Below are 21,555 nucleotides of genomic sequence, written 5' to 3' on the forward strand. Positions count from 1 at the left end.
TACAGCCAAAAGAAGCGGTCAGAGCGCCATGTCGTCGCGGTGGATCAGGGCGGCGCGGCCCGGATAGCCCAGCAGGGTTTCGATCTGGGCGCTGTGGTGGCCCTGAATGGTGCGGGTTTCCTCGGCGGTGTAACGGGTCAGGCCGAGGCCAAGAACATGGCCCGACGGGTCGGCAATGGCCACCGGATCGCCCCGTTTGAAGTCGCCTGCGACGTCCGTAACACCCGCAGGCAGCAGGCTGTTGCCGCCTTCCAGCGCGCGGGTGGCACCGGCGTCCAGGGTCAGCGTACCGCGCGGTTTCATCGCCGCGATCCAGCGTTTGCGCGCGGTTTGCGGGTCCAGCGTGGCCGAGAACCAGGTGACCGGCGCGCCATTGTGCAACCGTTGCAGCGGGCGCGGCTCGAACCCGTGGCAAATGGCCATCGCGCAGCCTGCGGCGGTGGCGGTTTTGGCGGCCATCAGTTTGGTTTTCATACCGCCCTTGCTGAGGCCGGACCCGGCGTCGCCTGCCTGCGCTTCGATTTCGGGCGTTATTTCGTCGATCACGTCATAGCGGATGGCGGTGGGATCATCAGCAGGATTGGCGGAATAAAAACCATCGACATCCGACAGCAGAACCAACTGGTCCGCACCGATGGTCGCGGCGATTTGCGCCGCCAGCCGATCGTTGTCGCCAAAGCGGATTTCGTCGGTGGCCACGGTGTCGTTTTCATTGACGATGGGCAGCGCGCCCAGCCCCAGCAGCGTTTCCAGCGTCGCGCGCGAGTTCAGATAGCGGCGCCGGTCGCGGCTGTCCTCAAGCGTCATCAGCACCTGGGCCGTGGTGATGCCATGCACCGCCATCACGTCCTCGTAGGCGCGGGCCAGACGGATCTGGCCGACGGCCGCCGCCGCCTGCGATTGTTCCAGCGGCAGTTCGGTGTAGGGCAACCCCAGCACACCGCGCCCCAGCGCGATCGAGCCGGAGGAGACCAGAACGACCTGCGTGCCCTGCCCCTTCAGCCAGTGCACATCCAGCGCAAGGGCGCGCAACCAATCCTCGCGCAGTGCACCGGTTGAACGGTCCACCAGCAGGGCCGAGCCGATCTTGACGACCAGCCGTCTGGCATCGGTCAGGGTCGCCACTGCTCTTCCTCTTGGGGTTCTTTCTTGCGCAGGCGGTCATCGTCGATCTGTTTGCGCAGGGCGCGCAGCACTTCGGTGACGCCGTCGCGGGCCACGCCTGACATCAACATGACGGTGCCGCCGCAGGCCTTTTGCAATTCGGCCTTGGCCGCGTTGCGTTCGTCATCGTCCAGCGCGTCGATCTTGTTCAGCACAGTCACGCGCGGCTTGTCGGCCAGATCGCCGCCATAGGCCTCAAGCTCGGTGATGATGGTCTGATAATCCTGCGCCACCGTGTCAGAGGTGCCGTCGACCAGATGCAACAGCACAGCACAGCGTTCGACGTGGCCCAGGAACAAATCGCCCAAGCCCCGCCCCTCGGAGGCACCTTCGATCAGGCCAGGGATGTCCGCCACCACGAATTCCACATTGTCCACGCCGACGACGCCCAGGTTGGGGTGCAGCGTTGTAAACGGGTAATCGGCAATCTTGGGGCGGGCGTTTGATGTGGCCGCCAGAAACGTCGATTTGCCGGCATTGGGCAGACCCAGCAGGCCGACATCCGCGATCAGTTTCAGACGCAGCCACAGCGTGCGTTCCACGCCCTCCTGCCCCGGATTGGCGCGGCGCGGGGCCTGATTGGTGGCCGATTTGAAGTGCAGGTTGCCAAAGCCGCCGTTGCCGCCGCGCGCCAGTTTCACGCGCTGGCCCACTTCGGTCAGGTCGGCAACGACGGTTTCTTCGTCCTCGTCCAGAATCTCGGTGCCCACGGGCACGCGCAGCACGATGTCGTCGCCGTCCTTGCCGGTGCGCTGGCGGCCCATGCCGGGCTGGCCGTTCTTGGCGAAAAAGTGCTGTTGATAGCGAAAATCGATCAGCGTGTTCAAACCGTCCACAGCCTCGGCCCAGACGGTGCCGCCGGTGCCGCCGTCGCCGCCATCGGGACCGCCGTATTCGATATATTTTTCACGCCGGAACGAAACGCAGCCGCCCCCGCCCGCACCGGACCGGATATAGACCTTGCAGAGATCAAGAAATTTCATAGCGCGGTCCTAGCCTGTGCGGGCCCCTCGGGGCAACCGTTAGAGTTTGCGCGAATACGTCCACGTGGGGACGGTCGCATTGCGGGCAACAGAAAAGCTTTCTGCTTCACCCAGATACTGAAAACCGCAGTGCGTCAACACCTTGGCAGAGGCTGCGTTGTCCTGAAACACCACAGCAAAAAGGGCCGCATTGCCCATTGGATTGGCCTCGACCAGGGCCTGCACAGCTTCGGACGCCAGACCGGTGTTCCAGAACGCCGGCGCCACCCAATAGCCCAGTTCGGCCTGATTGCGGTCGATCTGCTGCATCGAGATCACCCCCATCAGCTCGGACCCGCCTTCTTTGGTCGCGTCAATGGCCCATACGTCCTCTTCGCGGGTGTCGGACATGGCGCGTGCCACGAATGCCTCGGATGTGCCGGGCGGCAGCGGATGCGGGATCGACGTGGTCATTGTGGCGACCCGTTTGTCGGCGGCATACATTTCAATCAGCCCACGGTCGGACTTGCGCAACGGGCGCAGGTCGAATCGCTCGGTTTCGATCACCGGCTGTGTGGCCACCTTGGTCATTTCCATCGGTTTGTTCCTCCTCGAACAGTCCGAATTCCGCCCCGCGCATGGTCGCGCACGAGATGTAGATCAGATAATAGCGGACCCCGCGGAATGCGAGGTCGGGACAGGGGTCTGTCGCATAGAAAACTCACGACAACGTTAAAACGATCCGGCCCCTAAAGAATTTGTTCAGAAATGCAAAAGGGACCGGCGGTATCGCCGATCCCTTCAAGATTTTGACCTGTCAGGTTCGGCTTATTCTGCGGCTTCCGCCTGTGGCAGAACCGAAATGAAGGTGCGGTTTTTCAGACCCTTGTGAAAGGTCACGGCGCCATCGACCACAGCAAAGATCGTGTGATCCTTGCCCATGCCAACGCCTTCGCCGGGCCAGAATTTGGTCCCGCGCTGACGCACGATGATGTTGCCGGGAATAGCGGCCTGGCCGCCGTACAGTTTCACACCAAGACGACGACCCGCTGAGTCGCGGCCGTTGCGGGATGAACCACCTGCTTTTTTATGTGCCATTTGGTCTCTCCTTAGCCTTTGGTCATGTCTTTGGCCTGTTCGATCCAGCCTTCACGCTCGATCCGGCCTTTGAACGACAGTTTCTCGTCAATATCAGCCACGTCTGCTTCCGTCCATGCCGCGATCTGGGCAAAGGTGGTCACACCGGCTTCATGCAGTTTTTTCTCAAGTGCGGGGCCAACGCCCGACAGTTTCTTGAGATCGTCGGCGCCCGCAGCAGCTTCGGCTTTGGCAGCCTTCGCTTTTTTGGGTGCCTTGGCGGGGGCAGCTTCACCAGCATCGGCCTTGCGGGCTTTTTCAGCCTGCGCGGTTTTCAGCTTGGCGTTCTGACCATCGGCGAACACGGCGGTAAAGCCTGCACCACCCACGGCGGCCATCACGCCCGACTTGTCCGCGCCCGAGGCGAGAATGTCGGTGATGCGCACCAGTGTCAGTTGCTGACGGTGGCCCTTGGTCCGCTTGCTCGAGTGCTTACGGCGGCGCTTGACGAAGTTGATGGTCTTGACGCCTTTGATGTGGTCGATGACTTCGGCTTGAACGCCTGCGTCTGCAACCAAAGGTGCGCCGACGGTGGGCGTGTCGCCACCGATCATCATCACTTCGTTGAATTGAACTTTGTCACCTGCTTTTGCGGCCAGTTTTTCAATGCGCAGCGTGTCGCCCGCTTGAACTTTGTACTGTTTGCCGCCGGTTTTGAGAACCGCGAACATATCGTTCTTCCTTACTCTACCGCGTCGTTTGGCACCGGAAGCCCCGGATTTCATGCGATTTTCGCGCCACGGACTGCGCATCCCGTCGGGGATGTTTATACATATAAGAGGCCCAAAAGCCCCATTCGAAGCCGCGCAATGCACCACGCTGGGTCCAAAGTCAAGCGGTGCAGGCCCTATTTTTCAAAGCTCCTGACCGCCATCGCCCAGAGTTTTAAGGTTCAGCGCAAGAACCCGCCCAAGGGCATAGGTCAGATCGCTGTAGACCGTGCCGAACCCCTCAAACAGCGCCGCGTTCAGCCGACCGGCCTCTGGCGTTTGCATGAATGCCACATAGGTCGCGCGATCATCTGCGTCCAGCGGCTGCATCAACAGCAACAGATAGCCCATCAGCCATTCTTCGGTGTCTGTGCGCAGCTCTTCCTCCTGCGACCAGACCTCGGTCATGATGTCTTCGTCGGTCATGTCATAGGCACCACCGTCCACCAGCGCGCGGTAGAACTGCAAACTGGCGGTCATCGCCGTGCCGACATTGCGTTCTACCAGATCGCCCGCGTCAATGATGGAACGTGCCGCTTTGACACGCGAGTCGTCGCTGCCCTGCAACGCGGCATAGGCGCGGCGGGCGGCCTTTTCGCTGTCGGGGTCCATCATCGCGGTGCGCGCGGCCAACTCCAGGTCCGAGATCCGCTGGCCCAGATCGCTGCCCAGAAACAGGTTCAACCGCTCAAGCGTGGCGGTGTCGATCGCCTCGATCGGGGCGCGCGCGCCCTCGACCATGCGGGGGACATCATAGATGCCGTCAACCTGGCTGTGCCACAGCGCCCCGCCCTGCCCGCCCAACATATCCGCATTCAGCGTCTCGGCATGATCCAGCCCTTCCTGGCGGGCGATCTGCATCTGTGCGTCTATGTGGATCAGCCGCAGCGTGGTGTCGGCTTCGGGTCCGGCAAGGGCGGCACCGGCCAGGGCCAGCCAAAGCGCGACGGTCAGGCGCAACATCACTTACAGCTCTTGCGAGGGTTGCAGGTTGCGCATACGCGCGGCCAAAGCCTCGTAGCGGTTGGCCATAATTTCGTATTGCACCGCATTCATCAGGTCATAGACCTTGCGCATGTCGGGGTCTTCCAGCGCCTTTGCGTACTCCAGAACCTCGGCGTCGGAAAACGCCTGATAGGTATAGGCGGCCCCGCTCAGCGCGTTTTCCGAAATCGACTGGCGCAGCGCGTCCTGGTCCGTGCGCAGTGCCTCGCGCAGATCCGGTTCTTCCATTTTCAGGTCGATCACACCGGCGGCGGCTGCGGCCACCAGGAACCGCACCTGCACCTCTTGAATGGCGCGCACGGCGGTGCCGGCGCTGTCGCTCGCGGCATTCATCCGTTTCAACGCCTCCAACCGCGGTGAGTCTATCCGCTCCAGCCCCGCGACAATCGCCTGCCCCGCTTCGGACTTGGTCTCGCTGTCGTCGTCCATATGGCTGCCGTTTTCGGCCACGACCAGACGGCGCCCCAGATCGGTGTCGTAAAAGTCGATGGCATGATCCAGCAGGTCGTCTTCCAGCGTCTCACCCAGAATATCCAGCGCCATGTCGTGCATCTTGGCGGTGTCGAACACATCGTCCGCCATCACGGTCCACTGCGCGCCAAAGTCGTTTGCCTCAAGCCCCAGCATCGCAGGCGCCGAACTGGCCGACAGCCGGATACTGTCCAGGGCGACATCAAATCCTGTGACTTCCAGGAAGGTTTCCAACCGCGCACGGTCGGCGGCCTGGGCGACGGTGGCCGCCAGCACAAGGGTCAGGGTGAGACAAATAGAGCGGGCAAGAGCGATCATGACGGTCCTTTCGGGTTTGTGCCAACCATATGGGTTTTGCGATCACGGGCAATTAAATATCCCGTCATCGGCAATCATTGGCAAAACCCCCTTGCCACCCCCGATAAACCTAATTATTGGAACCGAACCAGACCCCCGCGGAGAGGTGCCGGAGTGGTCGAACGGGGCGGTCTCGAAAACCGTTGAGCCTTCACGGGTTCCCAGGGTTCGAATCCCTGTCTCTCCGCCACAATCTTCCTGACAAGTGATTTTATCAAAAAAAACATCGGGAATGATTGTTTTTCAACATCTCCAATGCCATCGGAGACCTTCAGAATCCCGCCCGATCAGCGGGTTAGGAAAACTGGCATCCGACACAAACAGCTATCGGCGTTGCCGTGCCATCTGCCCTTGGGTTCTGCAAAGCTGACAGCCAAACTGCGGCAGCACCATATGCGGCAAGAAAGCAGGGCCAAACCCATTGGCCCCGCCCGTGGCACCACCGTCAGTAAAACGCCTGCGCGTTCAGGCCGAAGGTCACCGCGCCGATCAACGCGCCCGTTGCAGGATCGGTCAGGCTGAGTGACACCTGCGCCTGATAGGTCTGCGTGCTTTCGTCCAGTTCGACCTCGCTGATATGTACCGCGTCTGGTCCCACGCCATATGTCTGCTGGAACTTTGCCTCGTCGCCCTGCCAATAATCTGATGTCACCGCGCTGGCCGCGACATTCAGCCCCTGGGCGTCCATGATAAACACTTCGGCGATCATGCCGCCTGTGTCAGCCACATGATCGGACAGTTCGATCGACACCGGGCTGTCCATCACGGACGAAATCAGTGGCGCGTCGTCTCGCCCCACCTGTGCACGCCAGTCCTTGTCCAGCGCGTCGATCTCTTCGGCGCTCAGCCCTGCGGTGCGCGCGTTCTGGGCCACGATCGCGGCCACGACCGCGTCGGTTTTCAACCATTCCGCCGCCCTTTCGACGGCATATTTTTCCATTGCACCATCCGCTTCCGCTGCGGCCAGCGGGGTGGTCAAAAGGGCCAAAGTGGCCATGGCCGTCATAAGGCGTTTGATCATGTGAAATCTCCTGTGCGTGAAACGATCCCGATGGTGGTAACGCGGCAAGGTAAATCCCCCGTTACCCCAGCAAGGGTCAGGCTGGAAATCTCGTTAAAACTGTATGGGGTTTCCCCAAACACGCCTTTGCGCCGCCGCACAGATGCCGCAAACCACGGGCAGGATGGCACAATATCCACCACCCGCGCCCCAGTCACGACGCACCTGAAGGAACTGCAACATGTCGCATATGCCATTGTGCACCGCCCCGCGCCACCAGCGTCTGTTCGAACTGCTACGTCAGGAGAACCGGGCCGCGACAACGGTTGCGCGGATCAAGGGGTTTGCCATCCGGCAGATCAGTGCGGACGAGGCCGCGCAGATCAAGGCCATCGCCAGCCGATCCTTTTCACGCAACGCCTGACACTGTCAGAACTGCGCGGCGTCCAGCTCGAAAACCACGGCGCCGATCACCGTACCGGAATGCGGGTCAGCCAGGCTAAGCGAAATATGCGCGTGATGTGTGGCGCCGCTGCGTCCTGACCGGGCCATCCCGACCAACTGCCCGCTTTGATCCAGCACGCTCAGCCCTGCGATGCGCCCGTGTGCAGCACCCATGACCGACCACAACCGCGCTGTCAGCTGGATTTTCAGGCGTTCACCCTGTTTCGCAGGGTCCACGGCACGCGGACCCAAACCGCCCCAGGCCGCCGCCTGATTGCAGGCCTGAACCGCGGCCACCACATGATGACACAGCAAACGCTTGGCCAGTTGACGCTGCGCAAACAGCCGCATTGCGTCATTGTTGCGGGCATCCAGCCCAAGCTGTCCCGACCATCCGGCCACTGTCGTGTCAAAAAGCGGTTTGAACATGATCTGGTCCTTTGTGGCCTGCCCCAGCGGTGCACGGCCAACAAAGCACGCAGTCGTTAACATTTCGTTCTGTCGTGACGGCCTCAGCCGCGAAAACCCGTGGCGACGACGAATTTTTCCGAACTGTCGGCACGCGACGCGGGCGGCTTGATATTCGCCACCTTGTCAAAGCGTTGTTTCAGCAGCTTTTGCAAATCGCCCTCGGCCCCGCCCGCCAGAACCTTGGCGACAAAAGTGCCGCCAACCTCCAACACGTCAAACGCGAAATAGGCCGCTGCTTCGCACAATGCGATGATCCGCAGGTGGTCTGTCTGCTTGTGCCCGGAACTCGAGGCCGCCATATCCGACATCACCACATCGGCCTTGCCGCCCAGCCAGTCCTTGACCACAAGATCGGCATCGTCTTCCATGAAATCCAGCACATGCAGTTCGCAGCCTGCAATCGGGTCCATTTCCTGCAAATCGACGCCCAGAATGGTGCCGACCTTTTTGCCGGACCGTTCGTTCAGCGCATTCACCCGCTTGACCGCAACCTGACACCAGCCCCCCGGTGCCGCGCCCAGATCGACCACCCGCGCCCCCGGCACCAGAAAGCGGTACTTGTCGTCCAGCTCCATGATCTTGAACGCCGCCCGCCCGCGATAGCCTTCGGCCTGCGCGCGTTTGACATAAGGGTCGTTCAACTGGCGCTGCAACCACCGGGTCGAGCTTGTGGTGCGCCCGCGCGCGGTCTTGACCTTGACGGTCAGTTCACGCTGCCCGCGCCCGGAAGTGTTCTTGCCATCAGGTGTCTTTGCCACGGAAATCCGCCTTTCGTTGCCGACCAGATACGCGCTTGAACGCACCGCTTCAAGCGATGGTACAACATCCTGTCTTCTCTGGTTCAAAAAATCCTCGGGGGACGGCCGCAGGCCGGGGGGCAGACAGCCCCCTGCACCCTCTCCTACAGCACACCGTCGCTCAGAACCCCGTCGGCGCTCATCTGCGCATATAGCAGCCCTTCGCGCAGGCCACGGTCGGCCACGCTCAGCCGGTCGGTGGGCCAGCAGCGCATCAGCGCCTGCAAGATCGCGGCCCCCGACATGATCAGCGCCTGACGGTCCTGCCCGATGCGCGGATCGGCGCGCCGACCGCCCGGCCCCATGTCCAGATAGCTGCGGATCACCTTGTCGATCTGCGCCGACGACATGCTGAGCCCGTCCACACGCGTCCGGTCATAGCGTTTCAGCCCCAGATGTGACGCCGCCACAGTGGTCACAGTGCCCGAGGTGCCGACAATCTGGAATTTCTCGTGCACCTTGGTGTCGTGGTAAGGCGCGAAATCCGCCAGGTTTTCCTCGAAAAACCAGCTCATCAGGGCAAAGCGGGCCGCATCATCCTCGACATCGTTGAACTGGTCGCGCAGCGTGGCCACCCCCAAGGGCACACTGATCCAGTCCACGACGCGGGCCTGGGCCACGTCCTTGACGGCAGCCGTGTTAAATCCGCTGTGCAGCCGCATGATCGCCTGCGGGCGGTCGTTCTTGGGCACTTTGGAAATGTCGATCCACACCAGTTCGGTCGAGCCGCCGCCAATGTCGACCACCAACAGGTTCTGCGTCTTGCGGCTGACCAGCGGCGCGCAGGAAATCACTGCCAACCGCGCCTCTTCCTCGGGTTGGATGATGTCCAGCCGCAGGCCGGTTTCGCGGTGCACCCGCTGGATGAACTCCTGCGCGTTGACCGCGCGGCGGCACGCTTCGGTCGCGACCAGCTTCATCCGCCGCACCTTGTGCTGGCGCAGTTTTTGCTGACAGATCCGCAGCGCCTGAATGGTGCGCGCCATCGAGCTTCGGGACAAACGCCCGGTGCGCTCCAGACCCGCGCCCAACTGGACGGATTTGGAGAAACTGTCGATCACGTGAAAGCCTGTTCCCTTGGGTTGGGCTATCAACATGCGACAACTGTTCGTGCCCAGATCAAGCGCGGCATAAAGCTCACGTGATCCAGACTGAGGCACGGGGCTCAGAGCCGGTTGTTCGAGCGCGCCCGCACCTTTGGGACGCTTTGGCGCCATGGTATGCGCCTTTCATAACGAGTTGCGCAAACGATAGGCTTTTGGCGCATCCCGTGCAAGGCCACCTTTATGTGATCGCCGCTGCCCGGGCTGCTTTCGGAACCGTGCATAATGATGATGAGCCTTTTGGGTCGCCCCGCCTCTGGTCCTGCAAACGGGCATCGCATAGCAAAGGGTCGCGGACAGATTGCTTTGGGTCGAAAAACGCCACCGGTGGTCTGAACGTGTGCCTTAGACAGGGCAAAATTGACCAAGGGGAATCACAGATGCCTGACGTGACAATTGTATACTGGCGGGACATTCCGGCGCAGGTGATCGTGGGCAAGGGCCGTCGCGGTTCAAAGCGGCAGTTGCCCGAACGGTTTGAACAGGCCATCGACCGCGCCGCGATGAAAGTGAATGCCAAAGATGCCGACGCCTATCTGGCAGAGTGGCGCAAAGCCGCCCCCTTTGAAATCGACGGCGACCCCGACCAGATCGCCGATGCCGAGGCCACGCGCCTTGAAACCGAATACGACACCGCGCGGATCAAGGCGCTGATCGACAACGAAGGCTGGGCCTGATCGCCCTCTCCCCTTTTTAAAAGGTTCCCTGTCATGGCACTACTCAGTTTCAAGAAATCCCCCGAAGGTCCCGTTGCGGGCAGCATCTCGCCCCAGGTCGAATCCTTCCTGCAAGGCTATTCGATCGAAGTGATGCCGCGCACCGCCGAGAAGGTCGAGAATTTCCGCGACCTTCTGCCTGAAGGCACCCGCGTCTATATCGCCCACATCGAAGGAACGCCGATCGAAGATATGGTCGCCACCGCCAAACGTCTGAACGCTGACGGTTTTCCGGTCATGCCGCATTTTCCCGCGCGCATTATCCACAACCGCGCCATGCTGGACGACTGGATTGCCCGCTATCAGGGCGAAGCTGACGTGAAGCAAGCCTTGCTGCTGGCCGGTGGTGTGACCACGCCCCACGGTGATTTCGACAGCTCGATGCAATTGCTTGAAACCGGCGCGTTCGACAAGGCAGGGTTCACCCGTCTGCACGTCGCAGGCCACCCCGAAGGCAACAAGGACATCGACCCAGATGGCCGTGGCATCAACGTGGCCGACGCCCTGCGTTGGAAACAAGATTTCTCCAACCGCACCGATGCACAGATGGCGCTGGCCACCCAGTTCGCCTTCGAGGCGCAGCCGATCATTGAATGGGCCGACACCATCAAGGCCGCAGGCATCGACCTGCCCATTCACATCGGCATTGCCGGCCCCGCCAAACTGCAAACCATGATCAAGTTCGCGGTGGCGTGCGGTGTTGGTGCGTCATTGCGCGTGCTGCAACGGCGCGCCAAGGACGTGACCAAACTGTTGCTGCCGTTTGAACCGACGGACGTGATTTCCGAGCTTGCGGCACATAAGGCTGCCAATCCCGACTTTAACGTGACAAACGTACACTTCTTCCCGCTGGGCGGTATCAAGACCAACGCCCATTGGGCCATCGAAAACGGCGGCGCTGCTGCCCAACCGGCCAACGCCTGAAGGACCACACCACATGACACGCACCGTAGTTGAATCCAAAACCAAGACCGCGATCATCGGCTTTGACCAACCGTTTTGCGTGATCGGCGAACGCATCAACCCCACCGGCCGCAAGATCCTGGCCGAAGAGCTTGAGCGCGACGATTTCAGCCGCGTCGAGGCCGACGCGCTGGCACAGGTCGCCGCCGGCGCAAATATTCTGGACGTCAACTCGGGCGCCGTGTTCTCGAACAAGATGGCCGAAGATCCCCGCTATGCCGACAACAACTTTGTCGAGCCGATGCTGATGAAGGCGCTGATCGAACGGGTGCAGGCCATTGTCGACGTGCCCCTGTGCATCGACAGCTCGGTCCCCGGTGCGCTGGAAAACGGTCTGGCCGCTGCCGAAGGCCGCCCGCTGCTGAACTCGGTCACCGGCGAGGAAGAGCGTCTGGAACTGGTGCTGCCGCTGGTCAAGAAATACAATGTGCCCGTCGTGGCGATTTCCAACGACGACACCGGCATTTCCGAAGACCCCGACGTGCGCTTTGAAGTGGCCAAGAAGATCGTCCAGCGGGCCGCAGACTTTGGCATTCCGGCCCACGACATCGTGGTCGATCCGCTGGTGATGCCCATCGGCGCGATGGCAACGGCCGGCTTGCAGGTGTTCACCCTGGTGCGCCGCCTGCGCGAGGAACTGGGCGTCAACACCACCTGCGGCGCGTCCAACATCAGCTTTGGCCTGCCCAACCGTCACGGCATCAACAACGCCTTCCTGCCGATGGCGATGGCTGCAGGCATGACCAGCGCGATCATGAACCCGATTGCATTGCCCGTCGGTCCGCTGAAGATTGCCGAAAAACGCGCCGAAGCCGAAGCCGCAGGCATCATCCTGCCCGCCGACATGGACGACGAGACATTTGTGCAGTTGTTCGGTCTTGGCTCGACCCTGCCGCGCGCAGGCAAGGAAATGGAGGCCATCCGCGCCGCCAACTTCCTGACCGACAATGACCCGCACGGCAGCGACTGGATTCGGTTCAACAAGGTCGCACCCAAGGCCGGTCACGAAGGCCGTGGCCGCGAAGGCCGCGCAGGTGGTGGCCGCCGTCGTCGCGGCTGATAATTCCTAAAGTCTTATTGATTTTGACCCGAAGCGTTCCGCGCTTCGGGTTTTTTTAGGTGCTATGCAGACAGCTGCCCCTGAAAATACCTGTGAATACAGGTATTTTCCCTTGCCTGTAGATGGTTCGCTGGGCCTGACCCCGAATGCTGCATCTACCGTAACCCGTTCTTAACGATACGTCCGCTAGACAGTTTCCGACTGCTGACAAGCCGTGCGGAGACTGTAATGTTGCGACCCTTCCCCAAAACGAAAGGATTGCCGAATGGCTGACCCTATCATGCTGCCACCACGTTTGGACCTGTCCAGCGTGCCCGCCGTCATGGCCGCCCTGACGGCACGCCCCGCTGACCAGCCGCTGGTGTTGGACGCTGTCGACGTCGTTCATTTCGGCGCCTTGGGTATGCAAATGATCCTGTCCGCCTACAAGACGGCGGGTGATCAGGTTCAATTGATCAACGTTTCGGACAAGATTCTGGAGCAAATGCATTGGATGGGCATGACCCCAGAAAAGCTCGCCGAGGTCGCACCATGAGCCTGAACATTCTTGCCGTCGATGACAGCCGCACCATGCGCGATATGATCCGCCTGGCGCTGGAACCTGCCGGGTTTACCGTAACCACCGCAGATGACGGCGTACACGGGGTCGAGGTTCTCAGTGGTATCGCGCCCGATGCGATCATCACCGACATCAACATGCCGCGCATGGATGGCTTTGGCTTTATCGACGCGGTCCGCGGCCAGCACAAACACCGTGCCACGCCCATTCTGGTGCTGACAACCGAAGCCGCGCCGGAACTGAAGGCACGCGCTCGCAGTGCCGGGGCCACGGGGTGGATCGTCAAACCCTTTGATCCCGCCAAGCTGATCAAAGCCCTGCAAATGGTAGCCGGTTAGGAGAACCTGAAATGTCCACACCCGACCCGATGGCCGAAATCAGGGCCTCGTTCTTTATCGAATGCGAAGAACTTCTTGAATCCCTGCAAGACGGTCTTGAAACCATGGCCGAGGACACCGGCGATCTTGAGACGATCAACGTTGTCTTCCGCGCAGTCCATTCGATCAAGGGCGGTGCCGGTGCCTTTGGCCTTGAAGGACTGGTTCGCTTTGCCCACCGCTATGAAACCGTGCTGGACGCCGTGCGCAGCAACACGCTGGTCGCGGACGGGGATGCGATCAAACTGTTCTTTCGTGCAGCCGACCACCTGTCCGATCTGGTGCGGGAATCGCGCGACGAAGGTGTGCTGCCCGAGGCCGAGGGAAATGCGATCCTGACCGAACTGGATGCGCTGCTGGGCGACCACGGCGTTGAAGAGGAAGACGAGGCCGAGATTGAATTCCAGCCTATGGGGCTGGCGCTTGACCTTGATCTGGGGCTTGATCTTGGCGATCCGCCACCCGCAGCGCCTGCGCAATTCACCATCCATTTCGCGCCCGAAGCCGAAATGTACGAGACCGGCAACGAACCTTTCATGATCTTGCGCGCGCTTGCTGATCTGGGTCCGTGCGAGGTCACCTGCCTGTCCGACAAGGTTCCAAAACTGCCCGAGTTCGCCCCCGAGGCAAGCTACCTGGCGTGGCGCGTCGTCCTGACGGCGGATGTACAGGAAGCCGAGATTGCCTCGATTTTTGAGTTCGTGGACGGGCTTTGTGCGCTGTCGATTGCGGCAGACCAGTCTCGGATGCCTGCTGTGCAAGACCTTGCGGCCGATCCTGTACCGGATTTTCAAGACCTGCCTGAACCTGTTCCTGCGCCTTCGATCACAGCCGCCCCCGAGCCTGCGCCTGTTCAAGCGCCTTCGCCCGCGGCAAAAGCCAAGTCCGCGCCTCAAGCCGCCGCGAAATCCGTGGTGCGCGTCGATCTGGACCGGATCGAGCGGCTGGTAAACCTTGTGGGGGAACTGGTCATCAATCAGGCGATGCTGTCACAAAGCCTCGAATCCTCGGGCCTGTCACCCCATTCGGATGCGATGAACGGGCTGGAGGAATTCCAGCGCCTGACCCGCGACATTCAGGACAGCGTGATGATGATCCGCGCACAGCCTGTCAAATCCCTGTTCCAGCGCATGTCACGCATCGTGCGCGAATGTTCCGCAGCCGTGCGCAAGGACGTGCGTCTGGTCACCGAGGGCGACACCACCGAAGTGGATAAAACCGTGATCGAACGGCTGTCCGATCCGCTGACCCATATGATCCGCAACGCGGTGGATCACGGCCTGGAATCCACAGCAAACCGCGTCGCTGCGGGCAAATCCGAACAAGGTGTCGTGAAGCTGACAGCCGCCCACCGGTCGGGCCGCGTGATCATCGAAGTTTCCGACGACGGCGGCGGCATCAACCGCGAAAAGGTTCAGCAAATCGCCACGGACAAGGGCCTGATCGCGGCAGATGCCACGCTGTCGGACACGGAAATCGACAACCTTCTGTTCCTGCCGGGATTTTCAACCGCGTCCGAAGTCTCTGACCTGTCCGGTCGCGGCGTCGGCATGGATGTGGTGCGCAACGCGATCCAGTCCTTGGGCGGACGCATCACCATCACCTCGGTCCCGGGTGAAGGCACGACATTTTCAATCTCGCTGCCGCTGACACTTGCGGTTCTGGACGGAATGGTCGTGCAAGTGGCTGGTGAAACCATGGTCTTGCCGCTCAATCTGGTGATCGAGACCTTGACCATAGACCACAGCAATCTGGAACAAACCCGCCCCGGCCTGAACGTTGTTCGGGTGCGCGGTGAATTCGTGTCGCTGTTCGACCTTGGCGTCGAACTTGGCTACCGCGCGGCACAGGATAGCTATCTGGACGCGGTCGTTTTGCTGATCGCTGACGAGGCAGGCAGCCGCGCCGCGCTGATCGTGGACGAGATACAGGATCAACGACAGGTCGTCATCAAAGGTCTGGACGAAAGCTTTTACCGCGCGCCGGGCATTGCCGCGGCCACCATTCTTGGCGACGGGCAGATTGCCCTGATCCTCGACCCTTCCGACATCATCGCACAGGCTCAAGGCAGCACCTCGGCCATTGCCCCCAATCTGATGGAAATGACATCATGACCGAACCCAAACCCAGCGCCCCCGTCGAACTTCTGACCTTCCGGTTAAGCGATCAGGAATACTCGCTCGACATCATGTGTGTCCGTGAAATCCGCGGCTGGACCCGTACCACGCCCCTGCCCCATGCGCCCAGCTATATGAAGGGCGTGATCAACCTGCGTGGCACGGTCTTGCCGGTGATGGACCTGGCAGAACGACTGGGCCTGCCGCCGCGCGAACATACGGACCGCAACGTGATCATCGTCGTGAAATACGAAGAAACGATGACCGGCCTTCTGGTCGATGCGGTCTCGGACATTATCGCGCTGACATCGACAGACCTGCAACCCCCGCCTGATGCCGCGTCGGCCGGTGGTCCCGGGGTGATCAAGGCGCTGACCTTGCTGGATGACCGGATGATCCGCGTGCTTGAGCTGTCGGAGATCGTACCGGCGCCACAAAGTGATGCTGCATGATTGTGCCCGAACAAGACTCCGAGCCTCAGCTCAGCCTTGCGACGCTCGATGCCCTGCACCAGGTTTCTTATCGCGAAGCAGGGCTGATCCTGTTGCCGGAAAAGGTGCGCATGGTGCAATCGCGCCTGCGCTATCGCCTGAAGGAAACGGGCATCGATACGTTCGAATCCTACCTGGCGCTGGTGCGCACGGACGCCGGCGCCCGCGAGCGGCGTATGATGATTTCAGCGCTGACCACGAACGTATCGCATTTTTTCCGCGAGCCGCATCATTTTGACATTCTGGCCGATGAGGTTCTGCCAAAGGTAAAAGCGCGGCTGAAAGCGGGTGGCCGGTTTCGCATTTGGTCTGCGGGGTGTTCCAACGGGCAAGAGGCGTTTTCGATCGTGATGCATCTGCTGGACAAGGACCCCAGCCTTCTAGACGCCGATTTTCGCATTCTCGCAACCGATATCGACCCAAAGGTCATCGCCTTTGCCCGCTCTGCGACCTATCCCGACCGGATGACGGACAACGTGCCCGAAACACTGCGCAAACGGTTCATGCAACCAACCCAATTGAAAGGGCAACCTGCCCATAAAATGGCCGACGCGTGCAGGAACCTGGTGCGGTTCAAGGAATTGAACCTGATGAACACCTGGCCCATGCGTCAGACATTTGACGCGGTGTTTTGCCGGAACGTGGTGATCTACTTTGATGCCCCGACGCAAGACGCACTTTGGCCACGCTTTCACAACGTTCTGGCACCCGACGGCCGGTTGTTTCTGGGCCATTCCGAACGCGTATCCGCACCGGAAACTGTCGGTTTTTCCGTCACCGGCCCCACCACATATACCAAAACACGCTCGCAACCTATCAACTCTTTGAATTTAAAAGCAATACAGGGGGAAACACATGGCACTTCGTGATCAAATACGGGTCATGGTCGTCGATGACATGTCCACCAGCCGGGGCCTGATCACCCAGGCGCTGGACGGATTTGGCATTCAAACCGTTTACACCTCTGACGACGGGGCGGCGGCGCTGGTGCAGCTACAGCGCACGCCTGTGCATCTGGTGATCTCGGATTATAACATGCCCAACATGGACGGGCTGAAATTTCTGCATCACCTGCGCAGCCAACCCGCCACGCAAAAGATCGGGTTCATTCTGATCACCGGTCGCGCCGAACAGCAGATCATCGACTATGGTCGCAAGCTGGGCATGAACAACTATCTGAAAAAGCCGTTCGAGCCTATTGATCTGCGGCGTTGTATTGAAACTGTGGTGGGCCCGCTATGACCCTGCCCCCCAAAGACACCCCGCTGCCCTCGCGCACCGGCGCGCATCTGGCCGAGCTTGCGGCACAGGTTCGCCAAGTCGAGCTGTTGATCGGTGCGCATTTCAAACATCTGGACATGACAGAGGCCGATTTTCTGACCGGAATGCAAAAGCTGGATTATTTGCACCAGTCCCTGATGGATATTTCAGAGCTGGTCAGACAGTTCGGCGCGCCGGATCAACACTCTCGTAGCTTAAGCGATACTGTGCGGCTGGAAAGCACAAGGCGGTTGATCGAAGATGCAGGGCACGCCGCGGCGCAACACCGTGATGCGGGGGCATTGGATCTGTTCTGATCCCCGAAGGCGCTTCAAACTCTTTACGAAAACAGTCATTGCAGCAGGTGGGAAACACCCGCTGCAATCACTGTTTTTTAACAGAACCCGGTTTTCTAATAGAACACGGTTTTCTAATAAAACCCGATGATTTTTGTTGAACCCGACGACACCGCCCGCTGCAAACTTTCCGTTTGGCAAAGCAAGTCTGCTAGAAAAGCTCCAGATCGTTGCCTTCTGGCGGCGCTTGAACAATCGCTTTTGGCTCGATCAGGCGATCGGTGGAAATGCGCTGCAACACGCGCCCCGACGCTGGCCAGAACCGGATATTGCGCGCATTGGTGCCCCCGAAGGAATGGCCGTCACAGGTGATCCCCTCGCTTTCCAGGAAATCCAACGTGAACTGGGCGTTGGCGTCACCGATGTCTGACAGCCCATCGACCATGCGCGCGCCGCCAAATGCCTTGGCGCGCAGGGAATCGCGGCGTGCTCCGGATTTGATCAGCGCGTTGATCAGCACCTCCATCGCGTTCACGCCCACCAGATTATCGGTCAGGTTCGCGTCCTGCCGCACGGTCAGCAGCATATGGTTCATGCCACCGACCTTTGCCTGAGGGTCCCACAGGCAACAGGCCACGCAAGATCCAAGCAACGTGGTGATGACCACACCGTCGTCGCCCGACGTGGCGTGTTGGCCCTGGGTGATGTGCATCCGTGTTTCGCTCATGTTTCTGCACCCGCAAGGCCGCAGGCCGGTTCACCACGGAATCCGGCGCCTGCGGTATCCGAGTGTCCGTCAGTAGAAAATTTAAAGCGAAAGCACATTGGTTCGGCACCCGTAACTGAATTCGAAACCTGACAGCACGTCCCGCTGTCCGGTACTTGGGTTTATGACGCGGATGGGTGAACAGTGGCTTAACCTTGATTGGGTTTTGAAAAACTTTCGCCCGCAGGCCGGAAATCGCGGTATCATCGGTCTGCATCTGACCCGTGCGCGCGCGTGGCGGACACCGCTGCAAAAACATGCAGGCATCGGTGAAACGCAAAAAAAACGACATGTGCGACGAACTCTCGTTGCAGAATTGAAATTTGCGGCCTAACATTTTGATCAAATTAGCCTGAAAGGTCGCAGTCCTGTCCAATTCACACCTAAGAACAAAGGATTAATTCATATGTTCGAAGATTTTGGCAAGCTGCGCGGTTTCAGAGTTATGATCAAAATGGGCAAAACAGACCTGTTGACCAAAGGGAGAAACCACACGTGACCGCAGCAATCAGTGCGCGCAATCTACGCAAAGTCTATGCGGGGTCGCCAGATGTTGTCGCCCTGGCCGATGCCAGCATCGACATTCAGGACAACGAATTCTTTACCCTCCTTGGCCCCTCGGGCTGTGGCAAGACCACGCTTTTGCGGATGATTGCCGGGTTCGAACATCCAACGTCGGGCACCCTGACGATGCACGGCGAAGATCTGACCAATCTGCCGCCCTACAAACGGCCCGTGAACACGGTGTTTCAAAGCTATGCGTTGTTTCCGCACCTGACGGTGGCGCAGAACATCGGCTTTGGTCTGGAAATGCTGGGCAAGCCCAAGGATGAAATCAAGAAGACCGTGGGCGAGATGATGGAGCTGGTGAAGATGAGCCAGATGGCCGACCGCCAGACCGGACAGATTTCGGGCGGTCAGCAGCAGCGTGTGGCTCTGGCCCGTGCGCTGGCCCCGCGGCCCAAAGTTCTGTTGTTGGATGAACCGCTGAGCGCGCTGGATTTCAAGCTGCGCAAGGACATGCAGTTAGAGCTGAAGCGGTTGCAGATGGAAACCGGCATCACCTTTATCTTCGTCACCCACGATCAGGAAGAAGCGTTAACCATGTCGGACCGCATCGCGGTGATGAGCGCCGGCACCATCCGCCAGATCGGGGGGCCGCGTGACATCTACGACCGCCCGGCGGAACGGTTCGTGGCGGATTTTATCGGCGACACCAACTTTGTGCCCGCCCAAATCACCGCCAACGCAGGCACCGAGGCGCAGGTGACCCTGTCATCGGGCAAGACCATCGCCGCCAAGATGCCCGAGGGCGCGGAGCTGAAAGGCAAGGTAACTTTGGCCGTGCGCCCCGAACACGCAAGCGTCCACCCCGAGGCCGACGGGCTGTTGCCCGGCAAGCTGACAGAAATCGTCTATTTTGGCACCGACACCCATTACCACGTGGCACTGGATGACGGCACCGGCTTTGTGGTGCGCCGCCAGAACCGTCCGAACGAAACATCGGGCTTTCGCACCGGTGACCGCATCAGCGTCGATTTCGCGCCCGGTGTCGGTCAGGTTCTGAGGGACTGAGCATGACAGATACCGCGTCCCCCGCCCCGATCGCCACCCGTGCAGAAAAACGTGCCAGCCGGGTGCGCTGGCTGTTGCTGACCCCTGCCCTTGTCGTGCTGCTGTTCGCCGCCTCTGGCCCGCTGCTGATCACCCTGGTCTATTCCATGCTGACGCCCGCAGATTACAGTGGCGTCGTCTGGAAACCCTCGGGGGATGCGTGGTTCAACGTGTTCATGCAGCGCGACATTTTCGATGACACGCTCAGCTGGTCCAGCGCGCATTTGTCGATCTTCTGGCGGTCGGTCAAACTGTCGTTGATGACCACCGTGGGCTGCATCATCTTTGGCTTTCCCACCGCCTATTTCATCGCCACGCGCCCCAAGCACCAGCGCGACCTGTGGATGCTGCTGAATATCATTCCGTTCTGGACCAACATCCTGATCCGCACCTTTGCCGTGGTCGAACTGATCCGCAACGAAGGCACGATCAACACGCTGCTGATGTGGACAGGCATTATCGACGAACCGATTCAGATGCTGTTTACCGAGTTTTCGATCCTTGTGGGCATGATCTATGTCTATCTGCCGCTGATGGTCCTGCCGCTGTATGCGTCGATGGAGCGGCTGGATTTCTCCTTGGTCGAAGCGGGTTACGATCTGTATGCGACCCGGATGAAGGTGCTGCGGCGGATCATCCTGCCGCTGGTCAAGCCGGGCGTTATTGCCGGGTCGATCCTGGTGTTCGTGCCGTCGCTGGGCGCTTATGTGACGCCGCGCGTGATGGGTGGCGGCAACCAGTTGATGATCGGCAACCTGATCGAGCTGCAATTCGGACAGGGCCGCAACTGGCCATTGGGGGCGGCGCTGTCGATCACCTTGCTGGCCATCGTGATGGTGGCGCTGATGGCATACGTGCGCGCAGCAGGAAACGAGGGCCCGGAACATGGCTAAACGCTTTCAAATTCAACAGATGCCGGGGTTTCGAACCATCGCGGTTGTGACCTTTGTGCTGCTGTACATGCCGATCTTTTTGTTGGTGATCTATTCGTTCAACGCAGGCACGTCGATTGCGATCTGGGAAGGGTTTTCCTGGCGCTGGTATGTGTCGGCCTGGGACAATCAACAGGTGCAGGAAGCGACCGTTCGCAGCCTTGTGATCGCCTTTTGGGCCTCGGGCATTTCCACCACGCTGGCCGTTCTGGCAGCCCTTGCAACCACCCGAACGCGCAAGTTCAAGGGACAGTCGGTGGTCTTTGCAATGATCAATCAGCCACTGATGGTGCCCGAGATTGTAACGGCCGTGGCGCTGCTGATCTTCTTTGCGATGATCAAGGTGGCGACGGGCTACACCGGCCTGATGTATCTGGTCATCGCGCACACGGCGTTTTGCATCCCCTTTGCCTATCTGCCGATCCGCGCACGGCTGATCGGGATGGATCTGGCGCTGGAACAGGCGGCGGCCGATCTGTATGCGCCCCCCTTTCGCGTGTTTACCCGCATCACCCTGCCGCAACTGTGGCCCGGCATTCTGGCCGGGGCGATGCTGGCCTTTGTGATCAGCCTGGATGACGTGGTGATCACCGAGTTTGTAAAATCTGCCGGACAAGATACGCTGCCCACCTATATGCTGGGTCAGTTGCGTCGTGTCGTCACGCCCGAGGTCAACGCGATCTCGACCGTCCTGCTGGGGATCTCGGTGACCATGGTCGTCGCCTTTACCGCGCTCAGCAAACTCAAGACCTGAACTATAAAAAACCAACTGGGAGTCTGAAC

At 60.2% G+C, this 21,555-nt stretch carries 27 protein-coding genes and 1 tRNA gene; 16 read left to right on the plus strand and 12 right to left on the minus strand.

Annotation, left to right across the window (positions count from 1 at the left end):
- Positions 1 to 18: 18 nt before the first annotated feature.
- From proB to AAC077_RS04045, 7 genes are all read right to left on the minus strand, one after another.
- Positions 19 to 1,125 (minus strand): glutamate 5-kinase, encoded by a 1,107-nt coding sequence (gene proB / locus AAC077_RS04015; protein WP_339766755.1) that lies wholly within the window; start codon positions 1,123 to 1,125, stop codon positions 19 to 21.
- Positions 1,113 to 2,147, minus strand: a complete 1,035-nt coding sequence (gene obgE / locus AAC077_RS04020) for a GTPase ObgE (RefSeq protein WP_339766757.1) — start codon at positions 2,145 to 2,147, stop codon at positions 1,113 to 1,115. Before obgE ends, proB begins: the two co-directional genes overlap by 13 nt.
- Positions 2,148 to 2,186: 39 nt before the next feature.
- Positions 2,187 to 2,723, minus strand: coding sequence for a GNAT family N-acetyltransferase (locus AAC077_RS04025; RefSeq protein ID WP_339766759.1), 537 nt, complete (start codon positions 2,721 to 2,723; stop codon positions 2,187 to 2,189).
- Positions 2,724 to 2,954: 231 nt separating this feature from the next.
- A complete protein-coding gene (rpmA, locus tag AAC077_RS04030) occupies positions 2,955 to 3,224 on the minus strand; it encodes a 50S ribosomal protein L27 (RefSeq protein ID WP_089420235.1) in 270 nt (89 codons plus the stop codon).
- 11 nt (positions 3,225 to 3,235) lie between these two features.
- A complete protein-coding gene (locus AAC077_RS04035; RefSeq protein ID WP_339766763.1) occupies positions 3,236 to 3,934 on the minus strand; it encodes a 50S ribosomal protein L21 in 699 nt (232 codons plus the stop codon).
- Positions 3,935 to 4,117: 183 nt separating this feature from the next.
- Positions 4,118 to 4,936 carry a hypothetical protein gene (locus AAC077_RS04040; RefSeq protein WP_339766765.1) on the minus strand — a complete coding sequence of 273 codons (819 nt, stop codon included), beginning with the start codon at positions 4,934 to 4,936 and terminating at the stop codon, positions 4,118 to 4,120.
- A gap of 3 nt (positions 4,937 to 4,939) precedes the next feature.
- Complete coding sequence (locus AAC077_RS04045; protein ID WP_339766767.1) at positions 4,940 to 5,767, minus strand: DUF2059 domain-containing protein; 828 nt, start codon at positions 5,765 to 5,767, stop codon at positions 4,940 to 4,942.
- Positions 5,768 to 5,906: 139 nt separating this feature from the next.
- Here AAC077_RS04045 and AAC077_RS04050 point away from each other — a divergent pair.
- Positions 5,907 to 5,996: transfer RNA gene (locus tag AAC077_RS04050), tRNA-Ser, on the plus strand.
- A gap of 255 nt (positions 5,997 to 6,251) precedes the next feature.
- On the opposite strand, the gene AAC077_RS04055 is transcribed toward AAC077_RS04050, so the two are convergent.
- On the minus strand, positions 6,252 to 6,827 hold the full coding sequence (locus AAC077_RS04055; protein ID WP_339766769.1) for a hypothetical protein: 576 nt from the start codon (positions 6,825 to 6,827) through the stop codon (positions 6,252 to 6,254).
- 220 nt (positions 6,828 to 7,047) lie between these two features.
- Here AAC077_RS04055 and AAC077_RS04060 point away from each other — a divergent pair, with 220 nt between their 5' ends.
- Positions 7,048 to 7,230: a hypothetical protein gene (locus tag AAC077_RS04060; RefSeq protein WP_339766771.1), complete on the plus strand. Its 183-nt coding sequence runs from the start codon at positions 7,048 to 7,050 to the stop codon at positions 7,228 to 7,230.
- A gap of 5 nt (positions 7,231 to 7,235) precedes the next feature.
- Here AAC077_RS04060 and AAC077_RS04065 read toward each other — a convergent pair whose 3' ends face one another.
- From AAC077_RS04065 to AAC077_RS04075, 3 genes are all read right to left on the minus strand, one after another.
- Complete coding sequence (locus tag AAC077_RS04065) at positions 7,236 to 7,679, minus strand: hypothetical protein (protein WP_339766773.1); 444 nt, start codon at positions 7,677 to 7,679, stop codon at positions 7,236 to 7,238.
- 83 nt (positions 7,680 to 7,762) lie between these two features.
- Positions 7,763 to 8,479 carry an RlmE family RNA methyltransferase gene (locus AAC077_RS04070; protein ID WP_339766775.1) on the minus strand — a complete coding sequence of 239 codons (717 nt, stop codon included), beginning with the start codon at positions 8,477 to 8,479 and terminating at the stop codon, positions 7,763 to 7,765.
- Between the two features lie 143 nt (positions 8,480 to 8,622).
- Entirely contained in the window at positions 8,623 to 9,735 is a 1,113-nt protein-coding gene (locus tag AAC077_RS04075) for a Ppx/GppA phosphatase family protein (RefSeq protein ID WP_339766777.1), read from the minus strand.
- Between the two features lie 266 nt (positions 9,736 to 10,001).
- Between AAC077_RS04075 and AAC077_RS04080 the strand changes: the two genes are divergently transcribed.
- The 10 genes from AAC077_RS04080 (at position 10,002) to AAC077_RS04125 (ending at position 17,481) form a co-directional block, all read left to right on the plus strand.
- Positions 10,002 to 10,298 carry a virulence factor gene (locus AAC077_RS04080; RefSeq protein WP_339766780.1) on the plus strand — a complete coding sequence of 99 codons (297 nt, stop codon included), beginning with the start codon at positions 10,002 to 10,004 and terminating at the stop codon, positions 10,296 to 10,298.
- A 33-nt stretch (positions 10,299 to 10,331) separates the two neighbouring features.
- Positions 10,332 to 11,261 (plus strand): methylenetetrahydrofolate reductase, encoded by a 930-nt coding sequence (locus tag AAC077_RS04085; protein ID WP_339766782.1) that lies wholly within the window; start codon positions 10,332 to 10,334, stop codon positions 11,259 to 11,261.
- Between the two features lie 13 nt (positions 11,262 to 11,274).
- Positions 11,275 to 12,360 carry a methyltetrahydrofolate cobalamin methyltransferase gene (locus AAC077_RS04090; RefSeq protein ID WP_339766783.1) on the plus strand — a complete coding sequence of 362 codons (1,086 nt, stop codon included), beginning with the start codon at positions 11,275 to 11,277 and terminating at the stop codon, positions 12,358 to 12,360.
- Positions 12,361 to 12,625: 265 nt separating this feature from the next.
- Entirely contained in the window at positions 12,626 to 12,895 is a 270-nt protein-coding gene (locus AAC077_RS04095) for an STAS domain-containing protein (RefSeq protein WP_339766785.1), read from the plus strand.
- Positions 12,892 to 13,257, plus strand: coding sequence for a response regulator (locus AAC077_RS04100; RefSeq protein ID WP_037920566.1), 366 nt, complete (start codon positions 12,892 to 12,894; stop codon positions 13,255 to 13,257). The genes AAC077_RS04095 and AAC077_RS04100 overlap by 4 nt, the downstream gene beginning before the upstream one ends.
- Before the next feature lie 11 nt (positions 13,258 to 13,268).
- Positions 13,269 to 15,410, plus strand: coding sequence for a chemotaxis protein CheA (locus AAC077_RS04105; protein WP_339766791.1), 2,142 nt, complete (start codon positions 13,269 to 13,271; stop codon positions 15,408 to 15,410).
- Entirely contained in the window at positions 15,407 to 15,865 is a 459-nt protein-coding gene (locus tag AAC077_RS04110; RefSeq protein WP_339766793.1) for a chemotaxis protein CheW, read from the plus strand. Before AAC077_RS04105 ends, AAC077_RS04110 begins: the two co-directional genes overlap by 4 nt.
- A complete protein-coding gene (locus AAC077_RS04115) occupies positions 15,862 to 16,773 on the plus strand; it encodes a protein-glutamate O-methyltransferase CheR (protein ID WP_339766795.1) in 912 nt (303 codons plus the stop codon). Before AAC077_RS04110 ends, AAC077_RS04115 begins: the two co-directional genes overlap by 4 nt.
- Positions 16,760 to 17,146 (plus strand): response regulator, encoded by a 387-nt coding sequence (locus AAC077_RS04120; protein ID WP_339766797.1) that lies wholly within the window; start codon positions 16,760 to 16,762, stop codon positions 17,144 to 17,146. The genes AAC077_RS04115 and AAC077_RS04120 overlap by 14 nt, the downstream gene beginning before the upstream one ends.
- The gene (locus AAC077_RS04125; RefSeq protein ID WP_339766799.1) at positions 17,143 to 17,481 is read left to right on the plus strand and encodes a hypothetical protein; all 339 of its coding nucleotides are present in this window, start codon (positions 17,143 to 17,145) and stop codon (positions 17,479 to 17,481) included. The genes AAC077_RS04120 and AAC077_RS04125 overlap by 4 nt, the downstream gene beginning before the upstream one ends.
- 190 nt (positions 17,482 to 17,671) lie before the next feature.
- On the opposite strand, the gene AAC077_RS04130 is transcribed toward AAC077_RS04125, so the two are convergent.
- Positions 17,672 to 18,187, minus strand: a complete 516-nt coding sequence (locus tag AAC077_RS04130) for a chemotaxis protein CheD (protein WP_339766800.1) — start codon at positions 18,185 to 18,187, stop codon at positions 17,672 to 17,674.
- A 163-nt stretch (positions 18,188 to 18,350) separates the two neighbouring features.
- Between AAC077_RS04130 and AAC077_RS04135 the strand changes: the two genes are divergently transcribed.
- From AAC077_RS04135 to AAC077_RS04150, 4 genes are all read left to right on the plus strand, one after another.
- On the plus strand, positions 18,351 to 18,560 hold the full coding sequence (locus AAC077_RS04135; protein WP_339766802.1) for a hypothetical protein: 210 nt from the start codon (positions 18,351 to 18,353) through the stop codon (positions 18,558 to 18,560).
- Positions 18,561 to 18,721: 161 nt separating this feature from the next.
- Positions 18,722 to 19,801, plus strand: a complete 1,080-nt coding sequence (locus AAC077_RS04140) for an ABC transporter ATP-binding protein (RefSeq protein ID WP_339766804.1) — start codon at positions 18,722 to 18,724, stop codon at positions 19,799 to 19,801.
- A 2-nt stretch (positions 19,802 to 19,803) separates the two neighbouring features.
- Positions 19,804 to 20,733, plus strand: coding sequence for an ABC transporter permease (locus AAC077_RS04145; protein ID WP_339766806.1), 930 nt, complete (start codon positions 19,804 to 19,806; stop codon positions 20,731 to 20,733).
- The gene (locus tag AAC077_RS04150) at positions 20,726 to 21,526 is read left to right on the plus strand and encodes an ABC transporter permease (RefSeq protein WP_339766808.1); all 801 of its coding nucleotides are present in this window, start codon (positions 20,726 to 20,728) and stop codon (positions 21,524 to 21,526) included. The genes AAC077_RS04145 and AAC077_RS04150 overlap by 8 nt, the downstream gene beginning before the upstream one ends.
- The last annotated feature ends 29 nt before the right edge of the window (positions 21,527 to 21,555 follow it).

The sequence above is a fragment of the uncultured Pseudosulfitobacter sp. genome, assembly GCF_963976325.1.
GTDB lineage: Bacteria > Pseudomonadota > Alphaproteobacteria > Rhodobacterales > Rhodobacteraceae > Pseudosulfitobacter.